A 16,824-nucleotide genomic window follows, 5' to 3' on the forward strand; every position below is an offset into this window, starting at 1 on the left:
GAAAAGTGCTTGAATCTATTTAAAACCATCGTTTCATGGTCTAATAGTAGACCACCACGTATTCTGTTTTGTATAAAGACCAATGGTAGACCTTATCAAATTCAGAAGCAATTAAGTGATCCTTTATACTATCACTGTAACCGAACAGAATTATATCCTGGCATAGGTGGTATCATTTGTCCAGAAATGTTTTATTAGATTATAATAATTTGATTTGATATTTTTAAATCAATTCGTTAATTACAAGAAATAACCCATTTGTGGAAACTTTACATGATCAGTTAAACTTAGATCACACAAACATAATATCATACATCGATATTCTCAGCATCAAGTGCATTAAACTCAATAAACTCTCTTCTAGGCTCAACATTATCCCCCATAAGCGTAGTAAATATTGCATCAGCGGCAACTGCATCCTCAATACTTACTTGCAACATCCGCCGTACTGTCGGATCCATTGTTGTTTCCCAAAGCTGTTCAGGGTTCATTTCTCCAAGACCTTTATACCGCTGGATGGTTTGTCCCCTTTTAGCTTCTTCCATTAGCCAATCTAACGCTTGCTCAAAGCTTTCCACAGGCAGTGCTTTATCTCCGCGTTTGATGTATGCTCCTTCTTCTATCAAGCTTGCTAACTTGGAACCAAGACTAACTAATTCTTTATAATCTTTAGAATAGAAAAATTCAGCATTCATAGGTATATAATTTTTTGCTCCATGTTGAGTCACAATGATTCTGGGTATAAATTGATTCGTATCAGGTAGCAAATGTACATCAACATGATACTGCTCTGTTTTACTTCCCAACTGCTGTAAGCTAGAGTGCAATTGTTTGCACCAGTTTGCTATTTTTTCTTGCTGATGGAAATCTTCATTATGAAGCATAGGTAAATAAGCAATGCGTTTCAAAATGTCAGTGGGATATCTCCGTTTATAACGTTTGATAATTTTTTCAACACGCCTGAACTGATGTACCAATTCTTCAAGAGCTTTGGAGGTGATAGGAGGAGCATCTTTTGCTGGAAAGAATGAAGCAGCATCTAACGCACTTTGTGTTAAATATTCAAACAAAGCTTCATCGTCTTTAACATATTGTTCTTGTTTTCCCCGTTTGACTTTATACAATGGTGGTTGAGCAATATAAATATACCCTCGTTCTATTAACTCTGGTGTTTGTCTGTAGAAAAAAGTGAGTAACAATGTTCTGATATGTGAGCCATCAACATCAGCATCAGTCATAATGATAATTCGATGATATCGTACTTTATCAGGATCATATTCATCTGGCCCTATGCCACACCCTAATGCGGTAATAAGCGTCGCTACCTCTTGCGAAGAAAGCATCTTATCAAAACGTGCCTTTTCAACATTGAGTATTTTTCCTTTGAGCGGCAAAATAGCCTGGAATTTTCTATCACGCCCCTGTTTCGCTGATCCCCCCGCTGAATCACCCTCTACCAAATAGAGTTCCGACAAAGCGGGATCTTTTTCCTGACAGTCAGCTAATTTCCCGGGTAATCCTGCAATATCCAATGCGCCTTTACGTCGAGTCATTTCCCGAGCACGTCGAGCAGCTTCTCTAGCTCGAGCTGCGTCAATAATTTTTCCAACAATAGCTTTTGCACTCGATGGATTTTCTAAAAGAAAATCATTAAATTTTTCTGCAACACTGGATTCAACTACTGATTTTACTTCAGAAGAAACTAGTTTATCTTTTGTTTGTGAAGAAAATTTGGGATCAGGTACTTTTACAGAAAGTATTGCTGTCAATCCTTCGCGTGCATCATCTCCAGTTGGCGATACTTTAGCTTTTTTAGCATATCCTTCACTTTCAATATAGTTATTTAAAGTTCGAGTCAGTGCGGCTCTAAATCCTGCCATATGCGTTCCACCATCACGCTGAGGTATATTGTTAGTAAAACAATAAAGCGTTTCTTGATATGAATCATTCCACTGCATTGAAAGCTCAACAACAATATTATCTTTTTCAGCGGTCATAGAGAAAACAGTTGGCATAATCACGTTTTTATTCTTATTGAGATGCTCGACAAAAGCTTTTATGCCACCTTCATAGTGAAAAGTATCCTGTTTTTGCGAGCGCTCATCAAATAAATGGATACAAACACCGGAATTTAGATAAGATAGTTCTCTTAGACGTTTCGCTAGAATATCATAGTGGAATTCTATATTTGAAAAAGTTTCAGCACTTGGCTTAAACCAAATTTGCGTTCCTGTCGTTGTTGCATCACCAGTTTCGGCCATTGGAGCATCTGGAACACCATTTCGATAGCTTTGCTCATAAATTTTGCCATGACGCCGTACAGTCAAATGCAACTCTTCGGATAAGGCGTTGACTACTGATACACCTACACCATGTAAGCCACCAGATACTTTATAAGAATTATCATCAAACTTACCTCCTGCATGCAAGACAGTCATAATCACTTCAGCAGCAGAACGTCCTTCTTCTTTATGGATATCAACAGGTATACCACGTCCATCATCTTTAACACTAATTGATTCATCAGAATGGATAGTAACAAAAATCTCTTTGCAATATCCTGCCAGTGCTTCATCAATCGAGTTATCAACAACCTCAAAAACCATATGATGTAGACCAGTACCATCATCAGTATCTCCAATATACATTCCTGGTCTTTTCCTTACTGCATCTAACCCCTTTAGAACTTTAATATTATTTGAATCGTAACTGGCATCAACGCTCATTAAGTGGTCCTCTTAACCCTGTTATGGTATTTTAAATACCTTATCATAGCATAGTTTGCATTGTGTTTATATGTGATTTAGGAACTTTGACTAAGGTAGATCATCTATCTTTTAATTCTTACTCGCCATGCTGTTTCTTCTGATGGGAAAGAGCCCTTATACTTTTTGTTTCACGTGAAACATTTTACTTTAGTTTATTTAGTCCCTGTTCTATAAAAAATGAAGCGATTTCTTATCTCGTGATTTTATTTAAATTAAAGCCGTATAAATGCTAAGCTGTGCCTTGCTGGAAATGTTCGATTACTTACATAAATGACATACTATTTATGTAGGACTCACTATAATATACCGTTATTGATTTGATAGATTGCACTGTTATCGCTAGAAATGAGCTCCAGTAAACTATTAGAATTACTATTTGAAGTGATTACATATTGTCCGTTTCTTTTTAATAAATAGGACATCACCTTTATTTGATGAGCCTCATCCAGTTCGGCGGCTAGATCATCAATTAAATATAAGCAGTTCTCTGCAACAAGATTTGCTTGAGCCAGTTTTAATGAGATTAAAATAATTTTTTGTTGACCTCTTGATAGAAAGTACTTAGCTTTATTATGACTGATTTCAACAATAAAATCCGCCTGATGTGCTCCATGTTGCGTATACAATTTTTGCCTATCGCTTTCAAAGTTTTCAAACAATATCTGTTCTAAATTTTTGCCCGTATTTTTTTTATCCCATCCTTTAACATATCTTAACTTACAATCAAGTTCACTGAGCTCAAGAAGCACTAAAGTAAATTCACGTTCCCATTGAATAAAATATTCCTCTCTCAATAAATGCAGTTGATTAGCTAATTGATTTAATTGCTTATCCCAAGGAATAAATTGAGTATAAGGTGCATGTACTTTTAATAGAGCATTGCGCTGTTTAAGAACTCGCTTATATTCTTTCCATATAGAAAAGTAATCGTGTTTCACGTGAAACAATCCCCAGTCCAATAAATTTCTTCTTACAGAAGGACCTGCATCAATAATTTGAAATAGATCAGAGTAAAAAATCTGACAAGGTAATGCATAAGCTAATTGACTGGTAGTAGAACAAAATTGATTGTTCAACTTAACTTGAGTAGCTCCAGAATAAGACTTTTGAATACTAATTGTTTCTTCATTTATACCTCTAGCAAATACAGTCAAAGAAGGTTGACCATGCGAAATAATCGGTGAAATTTCTCGAGTTCGAAATGAATGACCACAACTTAAAAGATAAAAGGCTTCAAGAACAGAAGTTTTTCCACTTCCATTGGGTCCAAGAATAAAATTAAATCTCGAATTTAATTCGAGATGAGCTGATAAAATATTGCGTAAGTGATGAATCTTTAATTCAGTAAGGATCATATTTTCATAGGCATGATAATATATTGATAATGATCATCATCTAATGATTCGATTAAAATACTACTGTCCGTATTTGATAAAGACAAACGAATTCGCCCTTCACCAAAATGAGAAAGAACATCTAATAAATAAATTGCATTCAAACCAATTTTTAATTCATCACCTTCTGTTTCAGCAGTTAATGACTCTACAGCCTCTTCTTGTTCATTATTGTTAGCAATTAAAGTGAGCATCCCTGGTTGCAAATGAAGCATAACAGCCTTTGATTTTTCATGTGCTAAAATAACGATACGCGATAATGAACGCTTAAGAACAGAACAATCAATAAGAATATGCTTATCTTGATTTCTTGGAATTGCTTTAGTATATGGTGGAAAACGTGCCTCAATAAGTTTTGATAAAAATGTAAACTGCCGAGTTACCAATTTAAAATGAGACTTTCCTGCCGCTAATAAAATCTCTTCATCATCAATATAATTAAGAATCCGTAATAACTCTTGAACTCCCTTTTTAGGTACTAATAATTTTTTGTCACTAGAATTAGAACATGGATAACGGCAAATAGCCATTCTATGTCCATCCGTAGCAACAGCAGAAATAAGATTAGGTTCAAAATCAAGAAACAAACCATTGAGAAAAACACGAACGTCTTGTTGAGCCATTGCAAAATGAGTTGACTGCAATAATTTCAATAAAACCAAACGCGGAAGAGTTAATTCAACCTCATTGCATTCATCTTCACTGAGGGGATAACCCTCTGCAGGTAAAGTAGTAAGCTTAAAAGAACTACGTCCTTGTTTAATGGTTAAAAGTGCATTATTAACAAGCACATCAGGGCTTGTTTCATCATCAAGAGAACGAATAATATCAATGAACTTTTTCGCTGGAACAGTGATACTTCCTGAACTCTGTTTGGATTCACAAGCGACTTGAGCCGAAATTTCGATTTCTAAATCCGTTGCAGTAATATTTAATAAACCATCAGACAATTTAAGAAAGAAATTAGACAATATAGCTAAAGATTGCTTTTTATCTACAGCCCCAGCAACAGTAAGTAACAGGGGAAGTAAGTCCTCTTTTCTAAGAGTAAATTCAAACAAAATAGAACTCCTAATTAATCACAGAAATAAGTAAAATCTCTAAGAGAATATTCACATACCCTCAATCCATTAAGAAGATAGGATACGCATTAAATTCTTATAGTCTTCAGCAAAATCACTGTCATCTTGAATTAATTCCTTAACCTTTCTGCATGCATGAATTACCGTTGTATGGTCTCTACCACCAAAATGATCCCCAATCTCAGGCAAACTATGGTTCGTAAGCTCTTTACTTAAAGCCATCGCCATTTGTCGAGGTCTTGCAATAGAACGACTACGGCGCTTTGATAACAAATCAGCCACTTTAACTTTATAATACTCAGCAACAGTCTTTTGAATATTCTCAATTGTAACTAATTTATCTTGTAATGCGAGAAGATCGCGCAAAGCTTCATGTACAAATTCAATAGTAATTGGTTTTCCAGTAAAATGAGCATTGGCAATAACTCGACGTAATGCTCCTTCAAGCTCTCTAACATTGGATCGAATCCGTTTCGCGATAAAGAAAGCCACTTCATAAGGCAATTCAATATTTGACTGTTCCGCTTTACTGATTAAAATAGCAACTCGAGTTTCTAGTTCAGGAGGTTCTACAGCTACAGTTAATCCCCAACCAAATCGAGATTTCAACCGCTCTTCCATACCTTCAATTTCTTTAGGATATCGATCACTGGTTAAAATAATTTGTTGTTGTCCCTCCAGTAATGCATTAAAAGTATGAAAAAACTCTTCTTGAGATCGATCTTTACCCGCAAAAAATTGTATATCATCAATAAGTAATGCATTTAATGAGCGATAAAAACGTTTAAACTCATTGATTGAATTCGTCTGAATCGCTTTAACCATATCGGCAACAAAACGTTCTGAGTGTAAATACAATATCTTGGCATCAGGGTTATTTTTTAATATGGAATTACCAATAGCATGCATTAAATGAGTTTTTCCTAAGCCCACACCACCATAAATAAATAGTGGATTGTATGCGTCACCAGGACGCTCAGCAACTTGCATTGACGCAGCACGAGCCAATTGGTTGGAGTTCCCCTCCACAAAACTTTCAAAAACGAATTTTTTATTTAAATGGCTGCTCTTATAATCAACAGCCTTTTTAGGTGTCGCCTTAACAGTAGAATTGACAGGGACTGTTACTTGCGATCGAAACGTTCCAGAAGAACTTGAATCAGAATCTGTACTTTTAGTTTTACTTCCAATTTCAATAGAAACCGATTTAATTTCATCACCACAAAGCTGATTAATTAACTCTTCAATTCGAGAAAAAAAATGCTTTTTAACCCAATCTACAACAAATCGATTAGGTGCCAATAAAATCAAACGCTGCTCATCTGTATGAGCTTGTAAAGGGCGCAACCAAGTATTGAATTGTTGAGCAGAATACTCATCTTGCAATAGACCTAAACACTTTTGCCAAACAGATGCTGACACAACGTAACTCCTCATCAAAGAAGAATGATAATAAGAATAGTTAAAACCAATTAACGTGAGTTCAATATAAAAATATAGTGTTTTTTTATACCGAACTGATTTAATTTAGAACTGGATCCAGTATAAATGCCGCGCATTTTACGAGATAACGTTCGTTTAGCGATAGTAAAGTCATACAAATGCCTTCTATATCGAACTCACGTTAATTATCCACAGTATTAAAAATATGCCACTGAAAGTACCTGGACAGCAAGATAATTAAGCATGAAAAATTTACATGAAGCTAGAAAAAGATTTCTTCAGTTCACTAAGGGCAGCTGCAGGTGAATTATACTCAGGGTTTACTATAAAGGAAAGTTATCCACAAAAAAAGTATGGGCCATTCTAGAAACAGTAACGATAAGTTTTAAAATGGTGTGAAGTTATCTATGAATAAATAGGATCAAAAAACGAGTATAAGTTGATAATAACACTGTGCATAAATCAAATCAGAAAATTACATACAGATAGATCACAAGAATAAAAAGAGGTTGTGAACAGAATTAAAGTATAAAAAACTAATTGATTTTTATAGAAATTTAACACTTATTAACAAATTTTATGTTACTAATAACAATAAAAAATTTTTAAATAAAAAAATAATGTTACTAATGGCAACCGAAAAATTATCAGTAGATAATCTATAAAGAAACAAAAAATAATCAATCGCAAAATTGACAGTAGAAAAAAAGTTCTCTATTATTGCGAGCCTTAGAATTTTATTAACAGGTTCATCATGAAACGCACCTTTCAACCCAGTAATTTAAAGCGCAAACGCGATCACGGTTTTCGTCAGCGTATGGCTACTCGTGCAGGTAGATTAGTAATCAAGCGTCGTCGTGCTAAAGGTCGCAAACGTTTGACTGCTTAAGTGTTTGCATTTAAAAAAACACAGCGATTACTCACGAAAAATGACTATAATCATGTGTTTGAAGAAGCGAAAAAAATTGTAACAACCGAATTCATTATTCTTTATAGAGAGAATAACCTAGGTTATGCAAGACTAGGGCTTGCGTTATCAAAAAAAGTGATAGCCAAAGCCCATGATCGGAATCGTATCAAACGGCTGTTAAGAGAAAGCTTTCGTCATGAAGAATTACCAGCAGTCGATGTAGTTTTTTTAGCAAGACAAGGCGTTGCAAAACAAACAAATGCATATATAAACGCTAAATTGGGCAAAACATGGAAAAAAATAACCTCACTTTACGAAAAGTAATCTGTTTACCCGTTAAATTATATCAATATTTGATTAGCCCCTTGTTGAGGCCAAGCTGCCGTTATTATCCGAGTTGTTCACAATATGCTGAAAGTGCTATCATGCAATGCGGCATAACCAAAGGTTTATGGATGGCTCTTAAAAGAGTATTACGCTGCCATCCATGGTCTAAAGGTGGTTATGATCCTGTACTTCCTAACAATGAGAATTTTTGATGGATATACGACGAGTTATTTTATATGCGGCGCTTGCGCTGGTAAGTTTATCACTTTGGAATGCTTGGCAAATAGACTATCCTACTAAGCCAGTGCAAACAGAAAATACCGTCAACAATGAACAAAGCGGTGCATCTTTGTTACCACAAATGGTTCCATCCAATGTTTCTGCCGCAACACCAATAACCCCAACTACGGAAACACAAACAAATAACGCGTCACAAATTCATGTTAAAACAGACGTTTTGGATGTAACTATTGACTTACAGCAAGGCGATGTGGTTTCAAGTGAGTTGCTTGCTTATCCACAAAGTGTTGATGAAAAGAACAAACCTTTTCTTCTTTTACAAAATCAACCTAATGAGCGCTATATTGCGAGTAGCAATCTTTTTGTAGCTTCGAAACAAAATGTACAATCACTTAATTTTAATTTTACATCGTCACAACAACAATATGAGTTAGGTCCTGATCAACAGCAATTAGTTGTAACTCTTAATGGTAAAAATGAGGACGGACTTGATGTAAAAAAAGAATTTATTTTTACTAAGGGCAGTTACCTTATTGATGTGAATTACACGATTGAAAATAAAGGAGGTAGTGAATGGACTGGGTACATGAATACTCAATTGATACGCAGTTCTCCAAAGGAAGATAAATCAAGTGTATTCCATGTAGGATCCTATACGGGTTCTTCTTATTCTGAGCCTGGAAAACATCGTTATCAGAAAGTAAGCTTTAGTGATATGAATAAGGCTAATTTAGATGTTGATAGTAAAGGTGGCTGGGTTGCTATGCAGCAACATTATTTTTTAAGTGCCTGGATTCCTGATCCTAATTCTACAAATAAATTTTATACTCGAGCTGTCAATAATGATTACACCATAGGTGCTGTAAGTCAGCCAATAGTTCTTCAACCTAACCAACAGAAAACAATAGGTTCTAAGCTTTATGTTGGTCCAGAAATTACGAGTGTGCTTAAAACCATTGCTCCTTCGCTTGATCTCACCGTTGACTATGGCATTTTATGGTTCTTATCTTCATTACTTTTCTCTTTGATGAAGGTTATCAATAATTTTGTAGGTAATTGGGGATGGTCTATTGTCTTAGTAACAGTTTTGATTAAGTTGGCATTTTATCGTTTATCCGCAGCGAGTTATAAATCAATGGCTGGGATGCGAAAGCTACAGCCAAAATTACAAGCATTACGTGAACGTTATGGCGATGATAAAGCAAAAATTAGTCAAGCCACTATGGAGTTGTACAAGCAGGAGAAAGTTAATCCATTAGGTGGTTGTTTGCCAATTTTAATTCAAATTCCAGTTTTTATTGCTCTTTATTGGGTTTTATTAGAGAGTGTTGAGTTAAGACAAGCACCCTTTATTTTCTGGATTAAAGATCTATCTGATGCAGATCCTTACCATGTGTTGCCATTGATTATGGGAGCAACAATGCTAATCCAACAAAAGTTAAATCCAGCACCACCTGATCCAATGCAGGCGAAGGTAATGATGTTTTTACCTGTACTATTCACAGGCTTATTTTGGGGGTTTCCAGCCGGTTTAGTGTTGTATTGGATTGTGAATAATACTTTGTCTATATTGCAACAATGGTATATTACACGTAAATTTTCTGACGAAAAGCCCACTAAAAAACTTGTTACTGTCAAATAAATGGTTACAGAAACGATTGTAGCTATAGCAACTCCACCTGGAAGAGGTGGGGTTGGTATTCTCAGATTATCGGGACCTGAAGCATATTCGATTGCAGTTACTTTAAATGGTAATAAGCTCTTACAGCCTCGATTGGCTACCTTTTGTTCTTTTTATTCTTGTTCTCAAATACCGAAAGAAGAGTTAATCGATCAAGGAATAATGATTTATTTTAAAGAACCTCACTCGTTCACTGGTGAAGATGTAGTCGAAATCCAAGCTCACGGCGCTCCAATTGTTCTTGATAGGTTAACTAAAGAATGCATCAATTTAGGTGCTCGCATGGCGCGGCCCGGAGAGTTTTCCGAACGAGCTTTTTTAAATGATAAAATCGATTTAACTCAAGCAGAAGCTATAGCTGATTTAATTCAATCCAGTTCACAAACAGCAGCAAGAATGGCATTAAAATCATTACAGGGAGAGTTTTCACAAAAAATTAATCAGTTAAATGAGCAGATTATTCATTTACGTTTGTATGTTGAGGCTGCGATTGATTTTCCAGAGGAAGAAATTGACTTTCTTAATGATGGTACAGTTGCTCAGTTGTTACAAAATATTTTAAATGAATTAGATATTATACGTTCCCAAGCCAATCAAGGTGTTCTTTTGCGCGAGGGACTATCTGTAGTTATTGCTGGGAAACCTAATGCGGGTAAATCAACACTCATTAATAGTTTGGCGGGTCGGGATGTTGCTATAGTAACTGAAATTGCTGGTACTACTCGTGATGTAATGCGAGAACATATTTTACTCGATGATATTCCGTTACACATCATTGATACTGCGGGTTTACGTGATTCTGATGATATAGTAGAGAAAGAAGGAATAAAGCGAGCTTGGCAAGAGCTAAAAAAAGCTGATTGTGTTTTATTAGTTGTCGAGATCAATGATTTAGAACATCATTACGATTTAACCCAAGAAATTCGGATGGCTTTACCAGCAGAAGTCCCTATTATTACTCTATTTAATAAAATCGATACTTTAAATCGCTCCCCACAAGCTGAAAATTATTCAGTATATCTCTCTGCAAAATCTGGTGAAGGAATTGATCTTTTAAAGCAATTGATAAAACAGGTTGTAGGCTATCAACCTAATGAGGGGCAATTTCTTGCACGAAGACGTCATTTACAGGCTTTAGATGAAGCAAAAAATGTACTGCTTATAGGACAACAACAATTGGCGGAACATCGAGCAGGAGAATTACTTGCAGAGGATTTGCGCCTTGCTCATCAAAAACTAGGTGAAATAACCGGAGAATTCAGTTCTGATGATCTATTAGGGCGTATTTTTTCAAGCTTTTGTATTGGTAAATAACGTTCTAAATAAAAACAGTTCGCTATAAAAAAAACACTTTATTTTTTATGTGGAACTCACGTTTACCAAAAACAAGTTACTCAATATTTTAGGTCTCGTAAAACTGCTCTGGACGGAGTGGAAGAATTTTCTTATGTATTATGGATAAAGAATTTATTTCTTTTAACTAACCCATTATAAATCATTCGCTTACAAAACTAGGGACAGGAAAATAAGCTGAATTCCTTTTCTTGCAAAATAAGTCAACTCCTCAAGAAGATTTAATGTTGACATAAAAATCGCATCGATCAATAATTATACACATAGAATAAATGATGGTTCTCTTATGCATCCAGGTATAGAGCTCCAATCTGACGGGGGAGGCTATATGCAATAATAATCTTGTTCATTCTTTAAGAATGTCTATCAAACCTACGTGTATATTCCAAGTAGATTTTGTGGTGTGAGAAAGTTCGGTTGAATGATCTGCGCGGGGATTGGATATACAAAAACCGATGTGTCCTTGGAGATCCTTCATAGAACTCGGAGATAACGAAGGTTACTCATAACGCTCACACAAGACTAAATATATCTGAGGAAAAAAAATTATGAAAGATGATAAGTCAGAAATTTTGCCAATTAGACGCTCACCACGTCGCTCGCCGCCACGTGAACCCGTTGGGGAACACGTTGACCCAGCAATATCTAGCAAGGATGATGATAGCGAAACACTAACTCTCGCACTCAGCCAAACCATTTCAGCTCGTGCAAGCCTCTATTGGCCCTCGACAGAACTAAGAGATGAGCTAGGCGTCGCTGCTTCTGGGCTGATAGGATACCTAGATTTCCTTAAAACCCAGGAAGATGGCAATGAACTGATAATCGGCTTATGCGCTCGCGTTCTTGGCCCAGAAGGTCTGGATCCTCAAGAGCTTTTTATCGAGGCAACTAAAAAAGGCAGCGTGGATAATCCTGAAGAGTTAGCTAAGTTCTGCCGAGGAACCCTAGAGCGTCATCTATCAAGTGTCCAAGATGAGCTTGAAGGTCCGGAACTTGGACACTCGCGTGCAATAACGATCGCGCTTCTTGGCGACATTGGTGCGTTTATGACTGCCACGGGTGCCACCACAGGAACTGTACGTGATGAAAAGGTATCGCGGAGACTTAAAGAATCATTCAGTGATTATGCGCTCCAACTCGAAGGGAAGACTAGTGAATATAGGGATTTGGTTGATGAGTCCGCACAGCGCGGTAGAATGTTGGGTGGTGGAGGAGTTATTGGCCCAACAAAAAGCAAAGAACGAAAGCGTGTTGAGGAAGAGGAGTTAATACCTAGGACAGGAATACATGACTGTGGCAAAGACGCAGACGAATTGCTTGGACGATTTGAGAAAGAAGGGCACTTGGTACCCACGAAATGGGCGTCGGCTCGACTGCACGAAAAACGGGTGACAACCATTGAGGAACCTCTGGCAGGGCATATGTCTGCTTCGCCGTCTGAGATTCTTTGGACCTGGGATATACTCGCAGGTAGGGGGATCGATTCTGCATACGTAGGTAACCCTGGTAAGGAAACAGACTTTTTTTCATCAGCTCGAGCTGCTGGGGCATGTGCATTTCTAGTGGGTTGCGGGTACCACAGCGCACTTGAGGTACTGCACGGGACGATGATCTATGTGGGCCAGGACCCTCAACATGTGTTACCTGAGGCTGTGGAAATGAGGTGTGAAGAGACAGGATTTGTAGAGCCAATGGACGCAGGAGCACTTTTTCACTCTGGTGCTGCGACGAGTTTAGTGGATGAGCTGCTCCATGATGTGACTTCAGGGGTTGGACGCAACAAGGCACAGTCTTCCATAGAATTTGTGCACAGAGAAAACTCTTCCATAGAAGCTGAGCACAAAGAAAGTTCTTCCATAAAAGTTGAGCGCAGAGAACAGCCATCCAAGGAAGAATCTGTTGAGCCTAAAACATCTACAAAAAGACGACTGTGGCAAGTATTGCAAGATATTGGTTTCAAAAGTGTAGCAGTTCCTGGACCCCATGTAGCGGCGAAACTTGAAGAGTTGAGTAAGACAAACCCGCAAATGGCTCTTAAGTGTGCAGAAGAATACTTGGCATTTAAAAAAAATAAAAAATCGTCAAGTGATAAAAGTAGACCACCAGAATACATTCAAGACATAAAAAAATTGGTCGCTGAATTGAGTCCGAAAGAAGCATTGATTCATTCTTTCAGGAGTGGTGGTTCGAGTACATTTTTCAAGAGGAACGACACAGAGCCTAAAAATCAACAAGGAAATCAATTTAATAAAGACGTTCAATTGAAATAGTAAACTTTTGGAGAGGCAGCTATCTTGAAAATTGGTAGCTGCCAGACTTAATGAGTTCAATATAAAAAAATAACGCCATTTCTTATTCTCGATAACTTGCGAAGATATTTGGATTGTTTTTATCTATATTGTTTATATTTAGTTCAATTGTATGATATAATTCAGAACTTAAAGCTCTAAAATTGATCTTTAAGAGGTAAAATGTTAGCCTCTGAAAAGAGATGGATCACTTCTGTAGGCGTGTTACAGCGATTACTCGATCATCTAAACAGCGGCGAATTTATTAATTCGCCATATAAAGACCAGGGACCATGGGAGTTCTTTCACCCAAATAATTGGAGTTTATTGTGATGCCTAATGACAGAACAAAAAAAGCTAAATATAAAACTAAAACTAAAGATAAAACAAGTTCAGATGATTCAGGATATGATTCAGGATATGAAAGCGATGAAGGAACAGAGTATTCTCCGGTAAAGACTATTGGAAAAGGGAGTTATGCTGAAGCCAGACTGTTTCAATCTAAAAACAAACAAAAATCTGTTGTTGTTCTAAATCCTGTGGAGTTACCTGGAGATATTGGCGAGGCTAGAATTAAACAGAGATTTTTTCAAACGGTTTATCCTGAGAAGCGCTCTCCTTTATTCCCTCTGAGAAAGAAGGACTATAGACTAATTATACCCTATATTTCACATGTTCCGTATGAAAAGCTTAATGTTGACACGGAAGAATTTCAAAGAACTATTTTTCGCTCCGCTATCCGAGCATTAAAAGATTGTCATGACAAAGGAATGGTCATGGTTGATCTCAAATCAGATAACATTTATTACGATTCCAGTACGCAAAAAAGCTATTTAATCGATGGCGGTACTTCGGCACCTATAGGAAGTCCCCTTGATCCTTTGTCGTTTCAGAAATCCAGTCGAAAGAAAGTAGAAGAGTGCAGGAAAGACTATTCCCACATCGCGCCAGAATGTTGGTCCGTAGCGCCAACTGAAGTAATAGCTACTCCAGCAATGGATGTTTACTCTCTTGGGATACTCATGCAAGACATAATGGCTCCAAATTCTGATGTGCAAACGTTAATCGATAACTGCTTAGCAAAAGATCCAAATAATCGTCCCACGCTTAAGAACTTAATAGATTCTTTAGATTCTTTAGATTCTTTAGATTCTTTAGATTCTATCCCAGAAAGCGATATGGAGTTGAGAGCTAGGATTCTTTAGAGATTTATTTTCCGGATATTCTTCAACCTAAAAGAAGTAGTTGACCTCTATTACGGGGCCTACTATTTCTTTTAGGTTACAACTCCATTCAGAAAATTGCCTTATGTACGGTGAGTTCACATCAAAGGCATATTTATGCCTTTGATGACACTAAACGAACGTTCCGGTTCTAAAGAGTTCGATATAAAAAATCATTTTATTTTTTATATCGAACTGATGCTATCTATACTTTTAGTGTTGGCAGTTGAGAAGAAGGAGATGGGGGCTCTGATGATTTATGATCAGCTGTTGAAGAAAAAAATCCAGGACCAGAAGTTACACTTTCCTTAACTTGTACGCTTTTTACGTTTGGATTGTCAAAAGAAATCTTCACAGAATTTCCAAATTCATCCAGAAACTCTGGTGATTTAATATAGTCATCCAATAGACTCTTAAATGTATCGAGACATTTTTGCAACTCTTCCTTGTTAGGTTCTTTTTTTGCCCTTAAATCAAACATTAAACCTGGTTTAGGTCCTCTAAGTGGCACTCCCGGAATATATTCCATTTCAGGATCGCCTCTACCCCACATATGAAGATGTAAAAGACTTGGTTCCTCATCATCACCTACATGTACGACGCGAGTGTTTGGATCAAAATGATGAGAATTATTTCCTAACTGTGAAAATTGTGCAATGACTCCTAGTTTTTCGTAAACTTTAGTCATGATCGCAGTCACATCATTAAGAGCCCTTTGTTCCGATAGAGTATAGGTACGGTTAAACGCAGAAGAAAGGCTGGAGCTATCTTCATTAAGATAACGAATAATGCTGCGATACCCTTGACAATCAGTGGGATTAAGAATCACTGAAAAGTGGTATTTATTACGAACATTAAAAGTTGCCACTGAAGTGCCGGCCCTAGTAAAGTCGATTGACCAGTGGGAAGGTGAATATTCGTGCTTGTGAAACTCTATCTTATTTTTCATGAGTAACCCTTTAAATATCTGATTTTTATATACCTAAAATGGCTATAAATTATTTAATTTGTTAAATTATAACCCTCAATTAATTAATAGTAAAGTATCTATTGTATTATCTAAATTGACAATATAATATCAATTTGTTTAAAATATATATCTTTTAATGACAGTTGGGGTGCGGGTTATGCAAGAGAAAGACGAATATATCGATAAAAAAGAGCAAAATAAGTTTTCTCTAATGCATGGTGATTTTTATAGACCATTTTTTTCTAAGAGCCAAGACGTTTCTCTTAAGAGAGGAAATGCAAAAATTGTAATTATGCGCCATGCAGAAACACTATGGAACGAGCCTAGAAAACGAATACAGGGACAATCCTCTAGCTCTGAAATAGTTTTATCGGATAAGGGTAAGCAGGATATTATTGCTACAATGAGTTCTACTAAAACCCCTGATTTACTCATATTAAGTCCTTTGCTTCGATGTATACAAACAGCAGAAACATGGTTTGGAATGCAATTCAAAGAAATTAAAACTCCAACAGTTTTTATTGATGGTTTAAAAGAAGTCAATGCGGGTCGGTTAGAGGGTCTTTATGTAGATGAACTCTCTGAAGATTCAAAAAAAATATGGGAGCACTGGAAAAATGATCCTCTTACCTTTCCTGGCTTTCCTGAAGGCGAAACATTAGCAGAATTTCAAGATAGAGTTTTACATACGTTTTCTGAAATTTGCAATAACTATGGTGATAATCCTCAAGATATATATATTATTGCTCATGGTGGTCCTATGCGCGTATTGGGATGTTTTCTTAATAATAAAGATTTATCCCATCTATGGGACCATGCAGTTTCTAATCTTGAAAAGATAGAGCTAACCCACGATCAAATCATTCGTTTGCAAGACTACGGACAGGAAAATAACAATAACAAGCACGTGACTACCTTATAAATTCCGGGACATAGTCAAGTCCGGATAATTCTCTCACCAACGTGACAGGCTGCTATTTACTCCACTCCCTTCGGGTTGTCTGTTTAAATAGCAGCCTATCGTGACTCTTCGCAGCTTCCAGTTTTTTCTTTAGGAGCAGTATCTGAATTTTTTTCCGCAAAATCTATCTGAATGTCCCCAGCAAGTTGGAAGATCTAATAATGTTGACAGATGTGTCATAACG

General features: G+C 36.6%; 13 protein-coding genes. 8 read left to right on the forward strand and 5 right to left on the reverse strand.

Features of this window, described 5'->3' with window-relative positions:
* Positions 1-308: 308 nt before the first annotated feature.
* The 4 genes from gyrB to dnaA form a co-directional block, all read right to left on the reverse strand.
* Positions 309-2,726: a DNA topoisomerase (ATP-hydrolyzing) subunit B gene (gene gyrB / locus Lgra_RS06420; protein ID WP_058498431.1), complete on the reverse strand. Its 2,418-nt coding sequence runs from the start codon at positions 2,724-2,726 to the stop codon at positions 309-311.
* Positions 2,727-3,064: 338 nt separating this feature from the next.
* Entirely contained in the window at positions 3,065-4,123 is a 1,059-nt protein-coding gene (gene recF / locus Lgra_RS06425) for a DNA replication/repair protein RecF (RefSeq protein ID WP_058498432.1), read from the reverse strand.
* Positions 4,120-5,223: a DNA polymerase III subunit beta gene (dnaN, locus tag Lgra_RS06430; RefSeq protein ID WP_058498433.1), complete on the reverse strand. Its 1,104-nt coding sequence runs from the start codon at positions 5,221-5,223 to the stop codon at positions 4,120-4,122. Before dnaN ends, recF begins: the two co-directional genes overlap by 4 nt.
* 69 nt (positions 5,224-5,292) lie before the next feature.
* Complete coding sequence (gene dnaA, locus Lgra_RS06435) at positions 5,293-6,666, reverse strand: chromosomal replication initiator protein DnaA (RefSeq protein WP_058498434.1); 1,374 nt, start codon at positions 6,664-6,666, stop codon at positions 5,293-5,295.
* 775 nt (positions 6,667-7,441) lie between these two features.
* Here dnaA and rpmH point away from each other — a divergent pair.
* From rpmH to Lgra_RS06470, 7 genes are all read left to right on the forward strand, one after another.
* A complete protein-coding gene (gene rpmH, locus Lgra_RS06440; protein ID WP_003633859.1) occupies positions 7,442-7,576 on the forward strand; it encodes a 50S ribosomal protein L34 in 135 nt (44 codons plus the stop codon).
* Entirely contained in the window at positions 7,577-7,921 is a 345-nt protein-coding gene (gene rnpA / locus Lgra_RS06445) for a ribonuclease P protein component (RefSeq protein WP_058498435.1), read from the forward strand. It begins immediately after the preceding gene.
* Positions 7,888-8,136, forward strand: coding sequence for a membrane protein insertion efficiency factor YidD (yidD, locus tag Lgra_RS06450; RefSeq protein ID WP_058498436.1), 249 nt, complete (start codon positions 7,888-7,890; stop codon positions 8,134-8,136). Before rnpA ends, yidD begins: the two co-directional genes overlap by 34 nt.
* Positions 8,136-9,806: a membrane protein insertase YidC gene (yidC, locus tag Lgra_RS06455; protein WP_058498437.1), complete on the forward strand. Its 1,671-nt coding sequence runs from the start codon at positions 8,136-8,138 to the stop codon at positions 9,804-9,806. Before yidD ends, yidC begins: the two co-directional genes overlap by 1 nt.
* Positions 9,807-11,159, forward strand: a complete 1,353-nt coding sequence (gene mnmE, locus Lgra_RS06460; protein WP_058498438.1) for a tRNA uridine-5-carboxymethylaminomethyl(34) synthesis GTPase MnmE — start codon at positions 9,807-9,809, stop codon at positions 11,157-11,159.
* A gap of 587 nt (positions 11,160-11,746) precedes the next feature.
* Positions 11,747-13,468: a hypothetical protein gene (locus Lgra_RS06465; RefSeq protein ID WP_238584380.1), complete on the forward strand. Its 1,722-nt coding sequence runs from the start codon at positions 11,747-11,749 to the stop codon at positions 13,466-13,468.
* Between the two features lie 350 nt (positions 13,469-13,818).
* Positions 13,819-14,691, forward strand: a complete 873-nt coding sequence (locus tag Lgra_RS06470; protein WP_058498439.1) for a protein kinase domain-containing protein — start codon at positions 13,819-13,821, stop codon at positions 14,689-14,691.
* A 223-nt stretch (positions 14,692-14,914) separates the two neighbouring features.
* On the opposite strand, the gene Lgra_RS06475 is transcribed toward Lgra_RS06470, so the two are convergent.
* Entirely contained in the window at positions 14,915-15,658 is a 744-nt protein-coding gene (locus Lgra_RS06475) for a hypothetical protein (RefSeq protein WP_058498440.1), read from the reverse strand.
* A 178-nt stretch (positions 15,659-15,836) separates the two neighbouring features.
* Between Lgra_RS06475 and Lgra_RS06480 the strand changes: the two genes are divergently transcribed.
* The gene (locus Lgra_RS06480) at positions 15,837-16,601 is read left to right on the forward strand and encodes a histidine phosphatase family protein (protein ID WP_058498441.1); all 765 of its coding nucleotides are present in this window, start codon (positions 15,837-15,839) and stop codon (positions 16,599-16,601) included.
* Positions 16,602-16,824 lie beyond the last annotated feature (223 nt).

The sequence above is a fragment of the Legionella gratiana genome, from assembly GCF_001467695.1.
Lineage (GTDB): Bacteria > Pseudomonadota > Gammaproteobacteria > Legionellales > Legionellaceae > Legionella > Legionella gratiana.